The sequence below is a fragment of the Parvibaculum sedimenti genome (assembly GCF_009184905.1).
Lineage (GTDB): Bacteria > Pseudomonadota > Alphaproteobacteria > Parvibaculales > Parvibaculaceae > Parvibaculum > Parvibaculum sedimenti.
This window is the reverse complement of the sequence record NZ_WESC01000003.1, coordinates 178,113-196,357: the sequence shown is the minus strand read 5'-3', so window position 1 is coordinate 196,357 and position 18,245 is coordinate 178,113. Positions and strand designations below refer to the sequence as shown.

Sequence of the window (18,245 nt, the reverse complement as noted above, 5' to 3'; positions counted from 1 at the left end):
GGAATCCAGGTTGATTGAACAAGAGGACGGAACATGACCCGTACAGCTCTCATCATCGGCGCTACAGGCGGAATCGGCAGCGAAATGGCTCTGGCGCTCAAGGCACGCGGCTGGAACGTCCGGGCGCTCAACCGCAATCCGGAAAAGGCCGCGCGGGGCTTTGCGCGGCTCGGTAGCCTCGAATGGGTGAAGGGCGACGCCATGAATGCGTCGGACGTCATCGCCGCCTCGGAAGGTGTGAGCCTGGTCGTTCATGCCGCGAACCCGCCCGGCTACAGGAACTGGAAGGGCACGGCCCTGCCCATGCTCGAAAGCTCGATTGCCGCGGCGAAGGCGGCAGGCGCACGGATCGTCTTTCCGGGGACGGTCTATAATTTCGGGCCGGATGCCTTTCCGCTCATCAGCGAGACCTCGCCGCAAAACCCGAAGACGCGCAAGGGGGCGATCCGCGTCGCGATGGAAATGCGGCTGCGCCGGGCCTCGAAAGAAGGCGTGCCGGTGCTGATCGTTCGAGCGGGCGATTTCTTCGGGCCGTATGGCGGTAACAACTGGTTCGGACAGGGGCTGGTGAAAATGGGCAAGCCTCTCCGCTCAGTTACCTATCCGGGCAAGCGCGATGTCGGTCATGCCTGGGCCTATCTTCCCGATCTTGCCGAGACGATGGTTCGTCTCATCGAGCGTGATAAGGATCTCGCCGATTTCGACGTCTTTCACTTCGGTGGTCATTGGTTCGAGAAGGGCGTCGAGATTGCGGATGCGACGCGCAAGGCAGCGGGTGTCCCCGATGCACCGATCCGCAGCTTTCCCTGGTTCGCCCTCTATCTCGCTTCGCCTTTCGTCGAGACGTTCCGCGAGATGGTCGAGATGCGTTACCTCTGGAAACGCCCCGTCCGCCTCGACAATCGGAAGCTTGTCGCCTTTCTCGGTGAGGAGCCGCATACGCCGACTGATGTTGCGTTGTGCGTCGCGCTCAAAGGTCTGGGTTGTCTCGACGCGAAATCGTTCAAAGCCGGTGCAATCGGCGCTGAAAGGAGGATGTGATGTGCATGCCTGAAGAAATCAGGGCGCGGGCCGCGCGGATTATGCTCTCGCTCGGCGGAGCCATCGTCGGGACCGCAGTTTGGATCCTCTCGGCTCTGATCCTCGGACACTGACGAATGCTGTCACCCCGGCATCCTGGCCGGGGTGACAGGTTGTTGCTTTACTCGGCAGCCGCCTGCAATCCGGCGAGCGCTTCGCGCGGCATGCGCTCGGCGAATTCGCGGCAAGCCTGAAGATATTCGGCCTTGAGGCGGGCGATGAGCTCGCCTACGGGCGGCGCGTCCTTGATCTGGCCGATGCCCTGACCCGAACCCCAGATATCCTTCCAGGCCTTGGCCTTGGTGTTGCCGCCGGACCCGAAATTCATCTTCGACTTGTCGGCTTCGGGCAGATTGTATGGATCGAGACCGGCAGCGGCGATGGACGGCGCAAGGTAATTGCCGTGAACGCCGGTGAAGAGGTTCGAATAGACGATATCCCCGGCGGCGTAGTCGATCAGCGCCTGCTTGTAGGCGGCCTCGGCATTGGCTTCGGCGGTGGCGACGAAGCGCGTGCCCATATAGGCGAGGTCCGCACCCATGGCGAGCGCGCCTGCGATTCCGTAGCCGTCTGCGATCGAGCCCGAGAGCAGCACCGTGCCCTTGAACCACTGCTTCACTTCGCGCACCAGCGCGAAGGGCGAATGTGTGCCCGCATGGCCGCCCGCGCCCGCGCAGACGAGGATGAGGCCATCGACGCCCTGCTCAGCCGCCTTCTTCGCATGCTTCACATTGATGACGTCATGGAAGACGACGCCGCCATAGGAATGCGCAGCGTCGACAACTTCCGCAGGCGGACGAAGGCTTGTGATGATGATCGGCACTTCGAGCTTCGTGCAGACTTCGATGTCATGGGCGAGGCGATCATTCGACGAGTGGCAGATCTGGTTGACGGCGAAGGGCGCAACCTTCTTTTCCGGGTGCTTCGCCTGATATTCGGCGAGTTCGTCCTTGATCCGCTTGATCCATTCCTCCAGCACATGCGCGGGCCGCGCATTGAGCGCCGGGAAGGAGCCGACGATGCCGGCCTTGCACTGCTCAATGACGAGTTCGGGGCCCGAGACGATGAAGAGCGGCGAGCCGACGACGGGCAGTTCGAGCCGGTTCTTGAGGTTGTTAGTCAAAGCCATGAGCGTTTCCTGACCGGGTGTTGTGAAGCGTTGGCAAAACTATGGTCTGGCGGCGTGGCCTTGTCTGCGCACAAATCCACACAGGCCTGTGCGCAGATGATCAGCGCCCCGCGAGGCGGGCGCGATCCGCCTTTGCCCTTGCGGCAATGAAGTCCATTGCGGCGCGGACTGGCGGCGTGTCCTTGAGATCGGGATGCGTCAGCAGCCAGATGTCGGTCGCGCTGTAGAGCTTTTCCGGCGAGATTCGCAGAAGCTGCGGATAGGCGTCGCCGGTGAGGCAGGTGAGCGCCGAAATGCCGACGCCTGCAAGTACGGCATAGGCCGTGTCGATCTGCGAGGAGAAGCGCAGATGCGTCGCCGCGTTGCGGGTCACATGTGCGCTCCAGCGGGCGAGTTCCTGATTGGCGCTCGATCCGGCGAAGCCGAGGATGGAGTGTTCCGCCCATTCCTCGCGCTTTGTCGGCAGGCCGTGGTCCGCCGCGTAACTCTTCGAGGCGTAGAAGGCGACGCCGAGGCGGCCGATCTTGCGGCCGACGAGGTTTTCTTCGCCGGGCCCATAAAGCCGAATGACGATGTCGGCTTCGCGGCGGCGGACGCTGGCAGGCCAGGACTCGGTGACGAAATCGAGTTCGATGCCGGGATATTGCTCGTGGAAGCCAGGCAGATGCGGCATCAGCCAATGGGCGGTGATGCCGGGCGCCGTGGACACGCGAACAGTGCCGCGCGGCTCGCCATCATCGGCGGTGGCGGCGCGGATCGCGCGCTCGGCAGCCATGGCCATCGGCTCGACCTCGGCCTTGAGGCGCTCGCCTGCAGCGGTGAGTGCGTACCCGGCGGGCTCGCGAATGAAGAGTTTCGTGCCGAGCGCCTTTTCAAGCGCGGCGACGTGGCGGCCGACTGTTGCGTGGCTCAAGCTGAGTCTGCGTCCGGCTGCCGAAAGGCTCTGAGCCTCAGCCACCGCAAGGAATATGCGGTAAGCGTCCCAGCCCGCGCCCGGCGTCTCATCACTGTTCATTGCCGAACACCCCTATGCCAATTTCTGCCGAAAGATGCGCCCTGCGTCCGTCGATTTCAAGTCGAAGCAGGGCGACGCAGGGGAAGCGTGGGCTTCGCCGTGCCGCAAGCAAGAGGCTGCAAAGCCAGCGCGCCTTCTGCTAGAAAGGTGGGGTCAAGGCATCAGGCCGAATGGCCAATTCAGGGAGAGAAATCCGTGCTCAAGACCAGATTTACGGAGATGTTCGGGGTCGAGCACCCCATCGTTCAGGGTGGCATGCAGTGGGTTGGCCGCGCGACGCTTGTTTCAGCGGTTGCGAATGCGGGCGCGCTCGGTTTCATCACCGCGCTCACGCAGCCGACGCCGGAAGATCTCGTGAAGGAGATCAAGAAGTGCCGCGAGATGACGGACAAGACCTTCGGCGTCAACCTTACCATCCTGCCCGCGCTGAAGCCGCCGCCCTATGCCGAGTATCGCCAGGCGATCATCGAAAGCGGCATCAAGGTTGTCGAGACTGCGGGCTACAAGCCGCAGGAGCATGTCGAGGACTTCAAGAAGCACGGCATCAAGGTCATCCACAAGTGCACGGCCGTCCGCCACGCGCTTTCCGCCGAGCGCATGGGCGTTGATGCGGTTTCGATCGACGGTTTCGAATGCGCGGGGCATCCAGGCGAAGACGATATTCCGGGTCTGATCCTCATCGCGGCTGCCGCCGACAAGGTGAAGATCCCGCTCGTCGCCTCGGGCGGCATCGCGGATGCGCGCGGCCTCGTCGCGGCGCTGGCACTGGGCGCGGAAGGCGTCAATATGGGTACGCGCTTCATGTGCACGGTCGAAAGCCCCATTCACCAGAAGGTGAAGGAACAGATCGTCGCCAATGACGAACGCGCCACCGACCTCATCTTCCGTACACTGCACAATACGGCGCGCGTGGCGAAGAATGCGGTGAGCCAGGAAGTCGTCGCGATCGAGCGGAAGGGCGGCGCGAAGATCGAGGACATCGCGCATCTCGTCTCCGGTGCGCGTGGCAAGGTCGTCTACGAGCAGGGCGATCCCGATTACGGCATCTGGTCGGCCGGCATGGTGCAGGGCCTTATCCACGACATTCCGACGGTGAAGGACCTCGTGGCCCGCATCGTCTCGGAAGCGGAAGGCATCATCGCGACGCGTCTTAACCGTATGGCGGGCATCTCCGTGGCGCGCGCCGCTGAGTAAGCGTCTCACTTCTTGAATTGAGCCCGCGCCGGAAACGGCGCGGGCTTTTATTTGGGTGGTGTCTTCGGCCGATGATCCATGTCGAGTAGCATAAACACTGACGTTGGTTCACATTTGGTGGTGCACCATATGCCCCATGCAGAGGTTCCATAGTCGAAGAAGTAGAGGCCAAGTTTTCTCTTCGAGACGGAAGTCAGGTCCAGTCTGTAGCCGTCCGGCTTGACTTTATCTGGGGCAAGAGCCGCGTGAAAAGCTTTGTAAGCTTCCTCATACTCGTCTCCTGATATCCTTCGCATATCTATCTTTGAAAAATAGGATGCGTTGCCCACCCGCTCCGGGTTCTCGCGGACCATCTGCGAGGGAATAAAGACAGGCGAATAGGTTCCCGGTGGCGTCCATATCCAATGTTCACGGCTGGCAATGACATGCCCATAGGGCGTACAGATTATGCGCCCCCATTTGTTGAGCGGTGACGGGAGCTCCATGGCGGCGTCCTTGGGAGTGCCGGTACAAGAATCGGCCCATGCCGTCGCTGGCAGGAAAAAGAATACGATGCCGGCGAGAGCGCATAGGTGCTTTGAGGCGATCATATTCTCTCCGGTCTATCTAGGACATTTGTCGAAGTACGGTTTAAATCTACCGTGCCTTTATTGATCAGTCTCCTGATTGTATGCATTGCTTCAATCCGCGCAGGTCACGCACCTCGATCTCACGATAGCCGAGTGCGACGAAGCCCTTCTTCTCGAAGTCGCGCAAAAAGCCGTTGACCGTCTTGCGGGAGAGACCGGACAATTCCGCGAGTTCGTCCTGCCGGATTGGCAGAGAGACCTCGCCGTCGGTGTCGCCCCATGTGGTCGCATAGGTGTATAGGCGCGCGGCGAGGCGGGCGCGAGGGCTGAGACGTGAGCGCTCCGCAATGATTTTGACTGCCCAGATGAGCTGTTCGGTGGCGAGTTCCGCAAAGTGAATCCAGAGCGACGGTTGTTCGTGGGCAATGGCCGCGAGCGCATGTTGTGGGATGAAGATGATTTCCGACCGTTCGCGGGCAATGGCGGTTGCGACGCGGTGGCCGCCGAGGATCTGTGCCGCATAGCCGAAGATCGTGCCCGGCCCGGAAATGTTCACCGGCACGTTCTCGCCATTGTCGAGCGCGACGAGCGTTGTCACCGAGCCGCTCAGGACGCCATAGAGCCCGCGCGCCTCGTCGCCCTTGTCGTAGAGCCAGTGGCCCGCATCGACGGTCGAAACCTGCGCGCGCTGGATCAACTGCCGGCGAAGCTCCGCCGGCCGGCGGCTGAACCATGCGTTGTGATTCAAAACCCTGGCTACACGCTCATGCGGGCTGGCAGGTCCGGCCATCGGGCCCCTCGAGATTGTTACCTAAGTAACATTTTTGTCCGAATGCGGCCCTATTCTCAAGCTTAATGAGGGTGCCTTTCGGAGGAGGAAACGATGGCGACACCAGTGGTGAGGAAGCTGACGGCGGGATGTGGGGCGGAGGTGCTGGGGGTAGACCTCACACGGCTCAGCAACAGCGAGATGGAACTCGTGCGGCAGGCTTATGTCGATCACGGGGTGATCTTCTTTCGCGATCAGAACCTGACGCCCGAGCAGCACATCGCCTTTGCGCGGCGCTGGGGCGAGATCGACATCAACAAGTTCTTTCCCGCGAACGGGCAATATCCCGAGATTGCGGAAGTGCGGAAGGAAAAGGATCAGAAGACCAATATCGGCGGCGGATGGCATACGGATCATTCCTACGATCCGACGCCCGCCATGGGCTCGATTCTCGTTGCGCGCGAATTGCCCGCAGAGGGCGGCGACACGCTTTTCTCCAACATGTATGCCGCTTATGACGCGCTGTCCGAGGGGCTGAAGCAGACGCTCGCCAATCTCAAGTCCGTGCATTCGAACGCGCTCGCCTTCGGCGCGGCGGGCTTTTACAAGAACAGCGATCAGGCGGGCGGCTTCAAGGGCGAGAGCCTCGTCGGGGAAGCGGCGCATCCCGTCGTCATCACGCATCCCTTGAGCGGCCGCAAGGCGCTCTATGTCAACCCGGCCTTCACGACGCATTTCGAAGGTTGGACGCCGCTTGAAAGCAGGCCGTTGCTCGACTTGCTCTATGCGCATGCGGTTCGGCCCGAGTTCACCTGCCGCTTCCAGTGGCGCGACGGTTCGGTTGCCTTCTGGGACAATCGCGCGACCTGGCATTATGCCGTGAACGACTATCACGGCGAGCGGCGTCTGCTGCATCGCATCACGATCGGCGGTTGCGCGCTCAACTGAGTTTGTTTCCTCCTCTTCCGGCTCGTGGCAGACTTGGCGCCATGAGGGAAAGAGCCGGATCAACCGGCTATGGAGGAGGGACTCATGGCTGAGGCTGCCACAAAAGCATCCATTCAGGTCGCGCCGCGGCAGGGCGGCTTCGGCGCCGCGATCACTGGTGTCGATCTCCGCCAGCCGCTCGATGCGGGGGTGTTGGCGGATATTCGCCGCGTCTGGCTCGCCCATCGCGTCGTCTGGCTTCCGGGCCAGCCGCTATCGCTCGACGATCTCGAGCGCTTCACGCTGTCGATGGGCGATTGGGGCCGCACGGATTTCATCAAGCCGCTCGACGGCCATCCGAACGTGCTCGAACTCCGCCGCGAACCGGATGAGCGTTCATCCAATTTCGGCGCAGGCTGGCACTCGGATTATTCATTCCAGCCGGAGCCACCTGCGGCGACGTTGCTTCTGTCGAAGATCACGCCGCCTGTCGGTGGCGACACGCTGTTCGCCGACATGTATGCGGCCTATGACGATCTCTCCGACGCGATGAAGAAGATGCTCGCGCCGCTCAATGCGGTTCATAGCGCGGCGCTTCCCTATTCGAAGGAAGGCTTCTACGCCAATGAAGGCAAGGCGCGGTCGATGACGATCATTCCGTCGGACGAAGCGAAGAAGACCGAGCTTCACCCGGTGGTGCGGACGCATCCGGAGACGGGCCGCAAGTGTCTCTACGTCAATCGCGTTTACACGATCGGTATCGAAGGCATGACGAGGGATGAAGGCGAGGCGTTGATCGGCTTCCTCACGAAGCATTCGACGCAGGAGAAATATGTCTATCGTCACAAGTGGCAGGTCGACATGCTGACCATGTGGGACAATCGCTGTGTCCAGCATTACGCCGATGGCGGCTATGACGGGCACCGGCGGCTGATGTATCGCACGACGACGGCAGGCGACAGACCGAGGTGATTATCCTAATCCTTGCCGATGCCTATGGCATACATCGCCACGGCAGCTGGGCTACCTGTGTCGATGATGTGCATCGTGAGTTTGCCGGTGGCATTAATGTGCTGACCGTCCAGATTTTGGTCGATCTTTCCTTCTTGTGGCAATAGCTCAATCTGTCTGACATTCGCCATGTCTTCGTTGGGTTCCCCGTCTCCTCCCTTCAGACAGGTCGGATGATCGAGATCGACGATCAGATAAACAGTCTTTTCGTCGGTGTCGGGGCTTTCTCCGAAGCCCGGCGGGCCATAGCCGTGCATGACATGTGCAACACCGGAAATTGTGCTTGTCGCCGGTTCGTAGAATAGGCACTCGGCTGCGTATGCTGTGCGGCCATTCAGAAGAAGTGCTATTGCGATGGCTACGAAGCGCTTTGGCATGGCGTAGCGCCTACCTCGTAAAAAGCAGCAGCAAAATCCCGCAGATCACCAACGCAATGCCGAAGAACTCTAGTCGCTCCGTCTTCTCGCGAAACAGGAAATGCGAAGAGACGAAGGTGAAGACGAGTTCGATCTGTCCGAGCGCGCGGACGTAGGCGGCGTTCTCGATGGTCATGGCGGTGAACCAGCCCATCGAGGCGAGGGAGCCTGCGATGCCGACGAGTGAGCTGACCTTCCATGCCCGCGCCGTGCCGACGAGTTGGGATGGTTCGCGCCATGCGAGCCATGCCGTCATGGCGACAGTCTGGATGACGAGCACCACGACGAGCGTGAAAGCGGCGGGCATCAGGAAGTCCGGGCGGCCGAGCGAGAGCGAGGCAGCGCGATAGGCAACCGCCGAAATGCCGAAGCCCGCACCCGAGCCGAGACCCATCAGCGTCGGGCGCTCCGCGAATGAACGAACGAAATTCGCGAAAGTCAGATGCGACTTCGCCATCGAGATAGCAACGACGCCCGCGAGGCTTACAAGGATCGCGGCGACGGCGCCGGAGCTTGGATGATCGCCCAGCACAATGATGCCAAAAAGGGCCGCCTGTACCGTCTCTGTCTTCGAATAGGTCGTGCCTACGGCGAAGTTCCGATAGGCAAAGAGCGCGACGAGCAGCGCGGTCGCCAGTATCTGTGCGAAACCGCCTATGACGCAGTAGAGAAGGAACGTCCGGTTCGGCGTCGGGATGTCATAGCCCGCAATCGCATGAAGGCCCCAGAAATAGGCGAGCGCGATAGGCAGGCCAAAGGCGAAGCGCACATAGGTTGCAGCGATGGCAGAGAGGTCGCCCGTCAGCTGCTTCTGCAGCGTCGAACGCATGTTCTGCAGAAAGGCCGCGGCGATGGTGAGGGGGATCCAGAGGGGCATGATGCTTTGCGCGCGCTTTACCGGCGCGCCCATGTCTTCGCTTGCGATGCTCCATAAAGGAAGACGTGGATGGCCGGGTCAAGCCCGGCCATGACGTATTCGGGGCGGGCGTGACCGCGCCGCCTCACATTGATCGCGCCGATCAATCCTCTATTGCAGCGTAAACGAGCTGCTGCATTTGAGGCCGCAGCGGGTAGGTGCTCGACGGCATGAGTTGCGTCATCAGGATGGCGACAATTTCTTCTTCCGGGTCGATCCAGAAATAGGTCGAGGCGGCGCCGCCCCATGAATAGTTGCCGACAGAGCCAATCGACTGCGCTTCCGCAGGATCGAGGATCACCTGAAAGCCGAGGCCGAAGCCCGCGCCTTCGGCGGCGAGCTCGCCGAAGCTCGACAGGCTCATTTCCTTCATCGTGCGCCCGCCGGGCAGATGGTTGAGCCGCATGAATTCGAGCGTCTTGCGCGAAATGACGCGCGTGCCATCGAGTTCGCCGCCATTGAGGCACATCTGGCAGAAGCGCCAATAGTCCGTCATGGTCGAGACGAGGCCGCCGCCGCCGGACAGGAAGGGCTTCGCCTTCACATAGGCGCTGGTCTCGTCGCTCCTGTCGACGAGGCGCGTTTCACCTGTCTGCGCGTTCTTCTCGTAATTGGCCGTGAAGCGGTGGAGCTTTTCCTTCGGCACGGTGAAGCCCGTGTCGACCATGCCGAGCGGCATGAATATTCGCGACTGAAGGAATTCGTCGAGCGGACGACCGGAGAGCACCTCAATCAGATAGCCGCAGACGTCGGTGGCGACGGAATAGTTCCAGAATTCGCCGGGCGAGAAGAGAAGCGGAATTTCGGCAAGGCGCTCGATCATCTCCTTCAGCGTCATCTTGTCTTTTGCCAGACTGTCGATGCCCGCGCGGCGATAGAGCCGGTCCACCGGATGCTGGTTCATGAAGTCGTAGGTGAGGCCGGATGTATGCGTAAGGAGATCGCGGATCGTCATCGGCCGCGCAGGTTCCTTCGTCGCCCATGCCGCGTTGGTGCCGCCCGCCCAGACGCGCAGCTTCCTGAATTCGGGGATATAGCGCGAAACCTCGTGGTTGAGCTGAAAGTGCCCCTCCTCGAAGAGCATCATCAACGCGACGCTCGTGATCGGCTTCGACATGGAATAGATGCGGAAGATCGAGTCACGCTCCATGGGCGCACCCAAGTCGCGGTCGCGCTTGCCGATGCTCTCGAAATGGACAATCTGGCCACGCCGTGAAACGAGCGTTGAAAGGCCTGCGAGCTTGCCCTTGTCCACATAGGAGCCGAAATAATCGGGAATGGCGGCGAGGCGATCTGCATTCAGACCGACATCTTCGGGCCGTGCGAGCTTCGTGGCGATATTCATTTTTTATCCTCCCTTTTTTCTATCGGTGCGTCAGCGGAAGCAGTCCGCGATTTTGCCGAGCCAGCGTCTGACGTTTTCCTTTTCTGTCACGCCGGGCGCCTTTCCGTTACGCACGAGAATAAGATCGATATCGGGTGCGATGACAGTGAACTGTCCTTCATAGCCATTGGCCGAGAAAGAGCCCCGACCGCCGAGGCCAAGCCACCAATGGGCGCCATAGGGGCCGTCAACCGTCGTCTCCTGCTGCCAGGTCGGCGTGCGAGCATAATCGACCCAGCCGGGCGGCAGAATGCGCCTTCCGTCCCAGACGCCGTCGCGCATATAGAGCAGGCCGAAGCGCGCAAAGTCGCGCGGTGTCGCGAAGCAGAAGGACGAACCGATGAAGGTGCCGGCCTTGTCGAATTTCGGCCGCGGCGTTCTCATGCCGATCGGCTCGAAGAGGCGCTCGCGCATGAAGCTCTCGAAGTCCGGGCCGAAAGCGTCGGCGGCCTGGGCCGCACAGCGGCTGACGATGTTCGTCGTTCCGCTGGCGTAGGAATAGAATGTGCCGGGCTTGTGGGCGAGGGGAAAGGAGGCGGCGAAATGCGCAACATCTTCCTTGCCCTTGCCCCAAAGCATCTCGACCACGTCGGAGGGGCGATCGGGCAAATATTCCTCAATGAAGGCAAGGCCGCTCGACATGCGCAGAAGCAGATCGGGCGTGATGGCGCGGCGAGGGTCGTCGGCCGCCTCGCGCCATTCGCGGACATCGGCGGGCGCCTGGATGTCGAGTTTGCCGTCATCCACCAGAATACCCACCAGCGCCTGCGTGATGCTCTTTGCTTCCGACCATGAGGGGCAGGTGACATCGGGACCGTGGTTGGGGCCGTAGCGTTCGTAGACGAGGCGTCCCTTGTGCACTGCGACGAAGGCGAAGGTCTCGCCGAAATCGCCATGCTGACGGACGAAGGGCGCATCGACCAGCGCATCGAAGCGCGCGCGATCCATGCCAGCTGGAAGATCGCCGAGCGGCCATTCCTCGGTGGGCCAGGGCGTACCGGCGGGCTGCGGGGGAAGCGGCGGCAGGGATGTCATGCGAGGTCCATCGAATACGGTTGGGTTCGCTCAAAACTAACTGCTTTTTCGACGTATGGGAAAGGTCCGACGGGCACCGTAGCCGTTGTGCTTGGCGGAGAGACCGCTATCCTCAATCCCAACAACCTGATGGGGAGAAGAGAATGGCGTTACCGCGGCTCCAGATCGAAGGCGAATGGTTCGAGGGTGAGGATGGCAGGACGCATATCCTGCGGGGTGTCAATCTCGGCGGCGATTGCAAGGTTCCATTCACGCCGAACGGCTACACGAATATTCCGACCGATTTTTCCGATCACCGTACCGTCTCCTTCATCGGCCGCCCTTTTCCGCTTGCCGAGGCCGCGGAACATCTCGGCAGGCTTAAGGCATGGGGTTTCAATTGCGTCCGCCTGCTGACGACATGGGAGGCCGTCGAGCATGCGGGGCCGGGCAATTATGATGAGGCCTATCTCGATTATTTCGCCACGATCTGCCGCATGGCGGACGAGCACGGGCTCTATGTCTTCATCGACTTTCATCAGGATGTCTGGAGCCGGATGACGGGCGGCGACGGCGCGCCGGGATGGACCTTCGAGACTGTCGGCCTCGACTTCACGAAGTTCCACGCGGCGGGCGCGGCGCATGTGATGCAATACAAATATGACTTCGCGCGGGGCGGGCGGCAGGAAGACCGCTATCCGACGATGACCTGGTCGCAGAACTACCGCTATCCGGCGAACGCGCTGATGTGGACTTTCTTCTTCGCCGGCAAGGCCTTCTGTCCGGACTTCATGGTCGAAGGCCGGAACGTGCAGGACTTCCTGCAGGATCACTATCTCGGTGCGATGGAGGCCGTCGCGCATCGTGTGAAGGGCTTGCCGAACGTGCTCGGCTTCGACTCGCTCAACGAGCCGGGTTCCGGCTATGTCGAGAAGCATATGAGCTATCGCCATGTCGGCCCCAGCGAGCTCGACAGGAGCGGGCCGCAGCCGGGGCTTGCCTGGTCGCCGATTGACGGGCTCGCTGTCGCGCGCGGGCTCTCGCGTGACATTCCGAATTTCCGTGTCGACAAGGCGGCGGGCAAGATCGTCCGCATGGATGACGAGCGGGTCAACGCCGCCGAGGTTTCGATCTGGCTCAAGGGCGCGGAATGCCCCTTCGAGCGGGCAGGGGCCTATCGCGTCAAGGACGGTGGTGTCGAGGTTGTCGACGAATTCTTCTTCATGAAGCGCAGCGGACACGTCGTCTCCATGGAGCGGGATTTCATGTCGCCCTTCTTTCACCGCGTTGCCGACCGGGTTCGCGGCATCGATCCCGACTGGCTTCTCTTCGCGGAGGTCGACCCGTGGCGGCTCGGACACGGCTTCCCGAAGGAAACGCCGCGCGGCACCGTCAATGCGAGCCACTGGTACGATGTGGGAACGCTGGTGACCAAGGAATTCAGGATTCCGGAGACGCCCGAACAGATGCAGGCGCGCGAGGATTCCTATACGCGCAATCTCGCCTTCATCAAGAGCCTCGGCAGCTCTCTCAACGAGGGCCTTGGCGCGCCCACGCTGATCGGCGAATTCGGCATTCCGTTCGATCTCGACCACGCGGCAGCCTACAAGGCCTGGGCCGAGGGCGACCGCAGTTCAAAGCCGTGGGAAGAGCATGTGGTCGCGCTCGATCTCATGTACAACGCGATGGACGCGCTGCTCATCTCCTCGACGCAGTGGAATTATACGGCGTCGAACCGTAACGATCAGGCGGTGGGGGACGGCTGGAACCAGGAAGATCTTTCCATCTATTCCGCCGATCAAGGCGGCTCTGCCAACGACATCAACAGTGGCGGGCGCGCGCTCGAAGGGTTCGTCAGGCCCTATGCGCGGACAACGGCGGGCCGTCCGCTGAAGATGAAGTTCAAGCGCGAGACGGGTGCGTTCCGCTATGTCTATGAGGCGACGCGCGAGGGCGAGACGGAAATCTTCGTGCCGAGGCTTCAATATCCCAAGGGTTTCACGGTTGAAGTTGAAGGGGGCTCGGCGGTGCGGGATGACGCCAATCAACGCCTGCTGGTGCGGGCGGATATGCCGGGCAAGGTGGGCGTGAGCATTACGCCAATACGCTAGTCTGCAAGCGACGCCGAGATGGCGTCGGCGGCGGCGCGCATGGGAGCGAGGTAGCGGCGTGTCGCCTCCTCCTCGGTCATGGCCGAGCCGAAATAGCGCATGGTGAGCGTGGCGACGACCTGATTGCCCTGCATGACAGGCACGGCGAGGCCCGTGGCAGGTTCGCCGGGCATGGGGGCCGTAGAGGCATAGCCACGTTTCCGGATTTCAGCGATGAGACGCGTCACGGCTTTTTCGTCCTTCGCCATGGCATTCGTGGGGGCTTTCGACAAGCGCAGAACCGAAAGGATCGTCTGACGCTCCGTCTCCGGACAAAAAGCGATATAAGCGCGGCCAAGTGCTGAAAGGAGTATCGGCAGGCGCGCGTCGAGATAGTCAGGACCTGTTCCGAGCGGACTCTTGCGAAGAGTGCCGGTGCGCACGAGCATCGCGTCGCCATCGAAGGTCGCAAGCGCGACCGGCCATTTATGCTCGGCGGTGAGGGCATGCATGACGGGACGTGCCGCCTCCACAACCTGATCGGTATGGCGGAAGCCATCGGACAGGCGCAGGACGCGAGCTGTCAGGCTGTAGCCCGCGCGGCGCGAGACGCGGCGCACATATTTGCCGGCAATCAGAGTCTCGAGCAGCCGGACGAGAGTGGGCTTCGGCAGTTTCGTTCGCTCATGCAACCGCTCGAGCGTCGTCACCGTCTCCTTGTTGAGCGCTTCGAGAATATGCAGTGCCCGGAGGACGGGCTGTACCGGCTGATTGTCCATGACGCGATCATAATTCCGTATTGCGGAATTGCAAAACTTTGAACGCGCATCGGCGGGCATGTCCTGCCTAGTTAGGCGGGGCTCGGCGCCGGGCCCCGACGAAGAGGAGAATAGCGATGAAAAGATTCGCCTATTGGGGCGGCATTATCGTGCTGGGGCTCGCGCTCGGCGTCGGCTCTGCCGCTTTCATGCTGAGGCTCGGCGCGCTCGATGGTGGCTACAGCGTCGGCCCCTGGAAAACCGGAACCGATTTCGGCAGCGCCAACGCGGACATGTATACGCGGGCGCGCGTCGCGCTTTACGGTCTTCTCGCGCTCGATCGGAAGGAGACCATGTATTACACAGCCTCGACCGACGACGCGGGCAAACCGCTCTCGGGCGATTGTACCTATGTGGTCGAAGGCAAGGATCTCGCCGCGCGCTGGTGGAGCGTCACGGCCTATGGGCCCGACAGCTTTCTCATTCCGAACGAAGCCAATGTTTACTCCTTCGCCAAGACGACAGTGAAGCGCGAGGCGGATGGGCATTATATCGTGCGCGTTTCGGCGGATCGTCAGGAAGGCAACTGGCTGCCGGTGAAGCGGGGGCAGAGCTTCGACATGACGGCGCGCTTCTATAATCCGGATGCAGAGGTCTCAGCCGCGCCGGCTTCGGCGGAACTTCCCCGCATTACGAAGGAGAGCTGCAAATGAAGCGCATCCTGACATTTATCGTCGGCGTGGCCATTGTCGCTGGCGCCGTTCATGTGGCGACGGTACAGGCCTTGCCGCGCGTCATCATGGCGAAGGTGATGAGCGCAATCGCCGGCGATGCGGAGGTGAACAAGTTCGTCGAGATGCCGCTTGCGACCGCGGCGGCGCGGCGCGTCGTGCGGCCGAGCCCAGATCTCGCCTACTCGGTCTGCATTCTCGATCTCTCGAAGGGGGCCGTGCGTGTGCAGGTGCCGCTGACCGGGCCCTACACCTCGGTCGCGCTCTACTCCTCGACGACGGACAATTATTTCGTGCGCAACGATCGCGAGGCCAAGGGCAAGGAACTCGATGTCGTCATCGTGCCGAAGGGCGCGGCCCCCGCGAACGTCCCTGAAGGCACGGACGTTGTGACGGCGCCGACTGCCAAGGGGCTCGTTCTGGTGCGGCGCGTGGTCGAGAGCGCGGAGGCCTTCCCGGCACTTGATGAGGTCCGCAAGAAGGGGACTTGCGCTCCCTTTCAGGGGTGAGCGCCGAACGGGGCCGCAGTCCGAGGAGGGGGTGCGGCCCCGCTTCGATCAGATGCTATCGCTGACGGCGAGCGCGAACGAGTAGACGAGTGCCACTTCCTTCAGCCGCTCGAAACGGCCGGGCGCGCCGCCATGCCCCGCTTCCATGTTGATGCGAAGAAGTGTGAGGTTTGCGTCGGTGCGGAGAGCACGGAGCTTCGCCGCCCATTTCGCGGGTTCCCAATAGGTCACGCGCGGATCTGTGAGGCCGCCAAGAGCGAAGATGTGCGGATAGGATTGCGCGCGCACATTGTCGTAAGGTGAGTAGGACGCCATGTATTTATAGGCGTCCTCATCCTCGATGGGATTGCCCCATTCATGCCATTCGGGCGGTGTCAGCGGCAGCGATGCGTCGAGCATGGTTGCCATGACATCGACAAAGGGCACTTCCGCGATGATGCCGTTGAAGAGATCGGGCGCCATGTTGGCGACGGCGCCCATCAGCATGCCGCCCGCGCTGCCGCCATGGCAGACGATCCGCCCGCGTGAGGTGAGGCCCTCTTTCGCCAGATGCTCGCCTGCCGCGATGAAGTCGGTGAAGGTGTTGCGTTTCTTCAGGAGCTTGCCGTCCGAATACCAGCGATAGCCTTTTTCCTTGCCGCCGCGAATATGTGCGATGGCATAAACGAAACCGCGATCGACAAGCGACAGCGCCGTCACCGAGAAGGAGGCGGGGATGCTGATGCCGTAAGAGCCGTAGCCATAGAGAAGACAGGGCGCGCTGCCGTCGAGCTTCGTCGTCTTGCGATAGAGCAGCGAGACGGGAACGAGTTCGCCGTCGCCAGCCTTGGCAAAAATACGCCGCGTGACGTAATCGGCCGGGTTGTGACCGGAGGGAACTTCCTGGCGCTTTCTCAACGTACGGGCGCGGCTCTCCATGTCGTAGTCATAGACTTCCGACGGGGTCGTCATGGAGTTGTAGGCAAAGCGCGTGCGCGTCGTGTTGTATTCGTAGCCCGACGAGAGGTTGAGGTCGTAGGCCTCCTCGTCGAAACCGATTTCGTGTTCCGCGCCGTCGCCAAGGCGGCGGATGACGATGCGGCTCAGGCCGTCGCGGCGTTCGAGCCGCGCGTGGTGGTTGCGATAGGCGACATGCGCAAGGACGAGCGTGCCGGGACGATGGGGCACGAAATCGCGCCAGTTCGCGCGTTCAGGCGCGGCGACCGGCGCTTCCATGAGCTTGAAATCTTCCGCGCCATCGACATTGGTGAGGATGAGGAAGCGCTCGCGGTCCTCATCATGCTCGATGTCGTATTCGACGCCATGCTCCCGCGCCGCGACGAGGCGCGGCGGTGTCGCGGGTGCGCCAGCCGGGATGAGGCGGAGTTCGCTCGTCTGATGGTCATGTATGTCGATGAGAAGGAAGCGCCCGCTCTGCGTCTTGCCGACGTCGACATAGAAGCCGTGATCTTCTTCCTCATAGACGAGCGTATCGTCCTTGGCGTGCGTGCCGACAATGTGACGGAAGACCTTGAGCGGACGGTGCTCTTCATCGACATGGACATAGAGAAAGCTCTTGCCGTTCGCATCCCATGCGATGTCACCGGAGGTGTCGGGCACCTCGTCGGCGAGGTCCTTGCCCGTCGCGGCGTCGCGAACGCGGATAGTGAAATATTCCGAGCCTTTGCGGTCTGCCGTCCAGGCGACGAGGTCATGCATCGGCGCGTGGTCGACCTCGCCGATACGGAAATAGGCTTCGCCTTCGGCTTCCTTGTTGCAGTCGAGCAGGACTTGTTCCGATCCCTCCGTGTCGAGGCGGCAGAAGATCGGATGCTGCGAGCCCTGCGCATAGCGGAGGTAATAGGCGAAGGGGCCGTCGGGTGAGGGAACCGAGGCGTCCTCCTCCTTGATGCGCCCTTTCATCTCGGCAAAGAGCGTTTCGCGCAAATCGCCAAGTGGTGCGAGGGCAGCGTCGGTGTAGTCGTTTTCGGCTTCGAGATAGGCGCGGATATCGGGCGAGAGCGCGGCGGGGTCGCGCATCACATCGCGCCAGTTCTGATCGCGCAGCCATGCGTAGTCATCCGTACGGGTGATGCCGTGGTGGGTGTCGGATGCCAGGTGTTTGGCGGCGATGGGGGCAGAGGCGGGGGGCGTGAGGTTCATGCTGCAACTCTATCTGTCATCCCGGCCTTGTGCCGGGATCCAGGGGCAACAAGCACGGAGCAAGCGGCCCCTGGACCCCGGGATGAAGCCGGGGTGACATCAATAATCCGGATCAGGGCGCTTCCTGATCATCGTCAGGTTCGAAGTCGAGCGCGGTGCCGTTCATGCAGAAGCGCAGGCCGGTGGGGCGGGGGCCATCGGGGAAGACGTGGCCGAGATGGGCCTCGCAGGTGGCACAGCGCGCTTCGATGCGGCGCATGCCGTGAGAGACGTCTTCATGCTCGTCGACGGCGTCCTGCATGATGGGAGCGAAGAAGCTAGGCCAGCCGGAGCCGCTTTCATATTTCGTTTCGGAGCGGAAAAGGGGCGCGCCGCAGGCGACGCAGTGGAAGGTGCCCTTGCGATGCTCGTCGAGCCAGGGGCCGGTGAAGGCGCGCTCGGTGCCGGACTGCCGCGTTACCTGATATTGCTCGGGCGTCAGTTCTTCGCGCCATTCCGCTTCGCTTTTGACCACCTTGGGGCGGGACTTGTCGGACATGGGGAGACCTCCGCTGAGAGAAGAATGCCCGCGCCGCAGGAGGCGGCGCGGGC

At 61.9% G+C, this 18,245-nt stretch carries 18 protein-coding genes; 7 read left to right on the top strand and 11 right to left on the bottom strand.

What is annotated here, in order from left to right; genetic code table 11:
- Positions 1-33: 33 nt before the first annotated feature.
- Positions 34-1,041 (top strand): SDR family NAD(P)-dependent oxidoreductase, encoded by a 1,008-nt coding sequence (locus F2P47_RS04510; protein ID WP_152214975.1) that lies wholly within the window; start codon positions 34-36, stop codon positions 1,039-1,041.
- Between the two features lie 160 nt (positions 1,042-1,201).
- On the opposite strand, the gene F2P47_RS04505 is transcribed toward F2P47_RS04510, so the two are convergent.
- Both F2P47_RS04505 and F2P47_RS04500 read right to left on the bottom strand, forming a co-directional pair.
- Positions 1,202-2,209, bottom strand: coding sequence for an NAD(P)H-dependent flavin oxidoreductase (locus F2P47_RS04505; protein ID WP_152214974.1), 1,008 nt, complete (start codon positions 2,207-2,209; stop codon positions 1,202-1,204).
- Positions 2,210-2,309: 100 nt separating this feature from the next.
- Positions 2,310-3,224 (bottom strand): LysR family transcriptional regulator, encoded by a 915-nt coding sequence (locus F2P47_RS04500; protein ID WP_152214973.1) that lies wholly within the window; start codon positions 3,222-3,224, stop codon positions 2,310-2,312.
- Between the two features lie 195 nt (positions 3,225-3,419).
- Between F2P47_RS04500 and F2P47_RS04495 the strand changes: the two genes are divergently transcribed.
- Positions 3,420-4,418, top strand: coding sequence for an NAD(P)H-dependent flavin oxidoreductase (locus F2P47_RS04495; protein ID WP_152214972.1), 999 nt, complete (start codon positions 3,420-3,422; stop codon positions 4,416-4,418).
- Positions 4,419-4,465: 47 nt separating this feature from the next.
- On the opposite strand, the gene F2P47_RS04490 is transcribed toward F2P47_RS04495, so the two are convergent.
- Together F2P47_RS04490 and F2P47_RS04485 are read right to left on the bottom strand one after the other, a co-directional pair.
- A complete protein-coding gene (locus F2P47_RS04490; protein ID WP_152214971.1) occupies positions 4,466-5,008 on the bottom strand; it encodes a hypothetical protein in 543 nt (180 codons plus the stop codon).
- A gap of 64 nt (positions 5,009-5,072) precedes the next feature.
- Positions 5,073-5,777 carry a Crp/Fnr family transcriptional regulator gene (locus F2P47_RS04485; protein WP_152214970.1) on the bottom strand — a complete coding sequence of 235 codons (705 nt, stop codon included), beginning with the start codon at positions 5,775-5,777 and terminating at the stop codon, positions 5,073-5,075.
- Between the two features lie 93 nt (positions 5,778-5,870).
- Between F2P47_RS04485 and F2P47_RS04480 the strand changes: the two genes are divergently transcribed.
- Positions 5,871-6,704 carry a TauD/TfdA dioxygenase family protein gene (locus F2P47_RS04480; protein WP_152214969.1) on the top strand — a complete coding sequence of 278 codons (834 nt, stop codon included), beginning with the start codon at positions 5,871-5,873 and terminating at the stop codon, positions 6,702-6,704.
- Positions 6,705-6,788: 84 nt separating this feature from the next.
- A complete protein-coding gene (locus F2P47_RS04475; RefSeq protein ID WP_152214968.1) occupies positions 6,789-7,655 on the top strand; it encodes a TauD/TfdA dioxygenase family protein in 867 nt (288 codons plus the stop codon).
- Positions 7,656-7,660: 5 nt separating this feature from the next.
- Here F2P47_RS04475 and F2P47_RS04470 read toward each other — a convergent pair whose 3' ends face one another.
- From F2P47_RS04470 to F2P47_RS04455, 4 genes are all read right to left on the bottom strand, one after another.
- Entirely contained in the window at positions 7,661-8,071 is a 411-nt protein-coding gene (locus F2P47_RS04470; RefSeq protein WP_152214967.1) for a hypothetical protein, read from the bottom strand.
- 10 nt (positions 8,072-8,081) lie between these two features.
- Positions 8,082-8,987 (bottom strand): DMT family transporter, encoded by a 906-nt coding sequence (locus F2P47_RS04465; protein WP_152214966.1) that lies wholly within the window; start codon positions 8,985-8,987, stop codon positions 8,082-8,084.
- 142 nt (positions 8,988-9,129) lie between these two features.
- Complete coding sequence (locus F2P47_RS04460) at positions 9,130-10,371, bottom strand: serine hydrolase domain-containing protein (protein WP_152214965.1); 1,242 nt, start codon at positions 10,369-10,371, stop codon at positions 9,130-9,132.
- A 30-nt stretch (positions 10,372-10,401) separates the two neighbouring features.
- On the bottom strand, positions 10,402-11,445 hold the full coding sequence (locus tag F2P47_RS04455; RefSeq protein ID WP_152214964.1) for a serine hydrolase domain-containing protein: 1,044 nt from the start codon (positions 11,443-11,445) through the stop codon (positions 10,402-10,404).
- A 143-nt stretch (positions 11,446-11,588) separates the two neighbouring features.
- On the opposite strand from F2P47_RS04455, the gene F2P47_RS04450 reads away from it, so the two are divergent.
- Entirely contained in the window at positions 11,589-13,535 is a 1,947-nt protein-coding gene (locus F2P47_RS04450) for a glycoside hydrolase family 5 protein (RefSeq protein ID WP_152214963.1), read from the top strand.
- Here F2P47_RS04450 and F2P47_RS04445 read toward each other — a convergent pair.
- Positions 13,532-14,293, bottom strand: coding sequence for a DNA-binding transcriptional regulator (locus F2P47_RS04445; protein ID WP_185680944.1), 762 nt, complete (start codon positions 14,291-14,293; stop codon positions 13,532-13,534). The genes F2P47_RS04450 and F2P47_RS04445 overlap by 4 nt on opposite strands.
- Positions 14,294-14,409: 116 nt before the next feature.
- On the opposite strand from F2P47_RS04445, the gene F2P47_RS04440 reads away from it, so the two are divergent.
- Together F2P47_RS04440 and F2P47_RS04435 are read left to right on the top strand one after the other, a co-directional pair.
- Positions 14,410-14,985, top strand: a complete 576-nt coding sequence (locus F2P47_RS04440) for a DUF1214 domain-containing protein (protein ID WP_152214961.1) — start codon at positions 14,410-14,412, stop codon at positions 14,983-14,985.
- A complete protein-coding gene (locus F2P47_RS04435; RefSeq protein ID WP_152214960.1) occupies positions 14,982-15,512 on the top strand; it encodes a DUF1254 domain-containing protein in 531 nt (176 codons plus the stop codon). Before F2P47_RS04440 ends, F2P47_RS04435 begins: the two co-directional genes overlap by 4 nt.
- Before the next feature lie 48 nt (positions 15,513-15,560).
- Here the strand turns inward: F2P47_RS04435 and F2P47_RS04430 are convergent, their stop codons facing one another.
- Positions 15,561-17,654, bottom strand: a complete 2,094-nt coding sequence (locus F2P47_RS04430) for a S9 family peptidase (RefSeq protein WP_152214959.1) — start codon at positions 17,652-17,654, stop codon at positions 15,561-15,563.
- A 112-nt stretch (positions 17,655-17,766) separates the two neighbouring features.
- Positions 17,767-18,192 (bottom strand): peptide-methionine (R)-S-oxide reductase MsrB, encoded by a 426-nt coding sequence (msrB, locus tag F2P47_RS04425; protein WP_152214958.1) that lies wholly within the window; start codon positions 18,190-18,192, stop codon positions 17,767-17,769.
- Between the last annotated feature and the right edge of the window lie 53 nt (positions 18,193-18,245).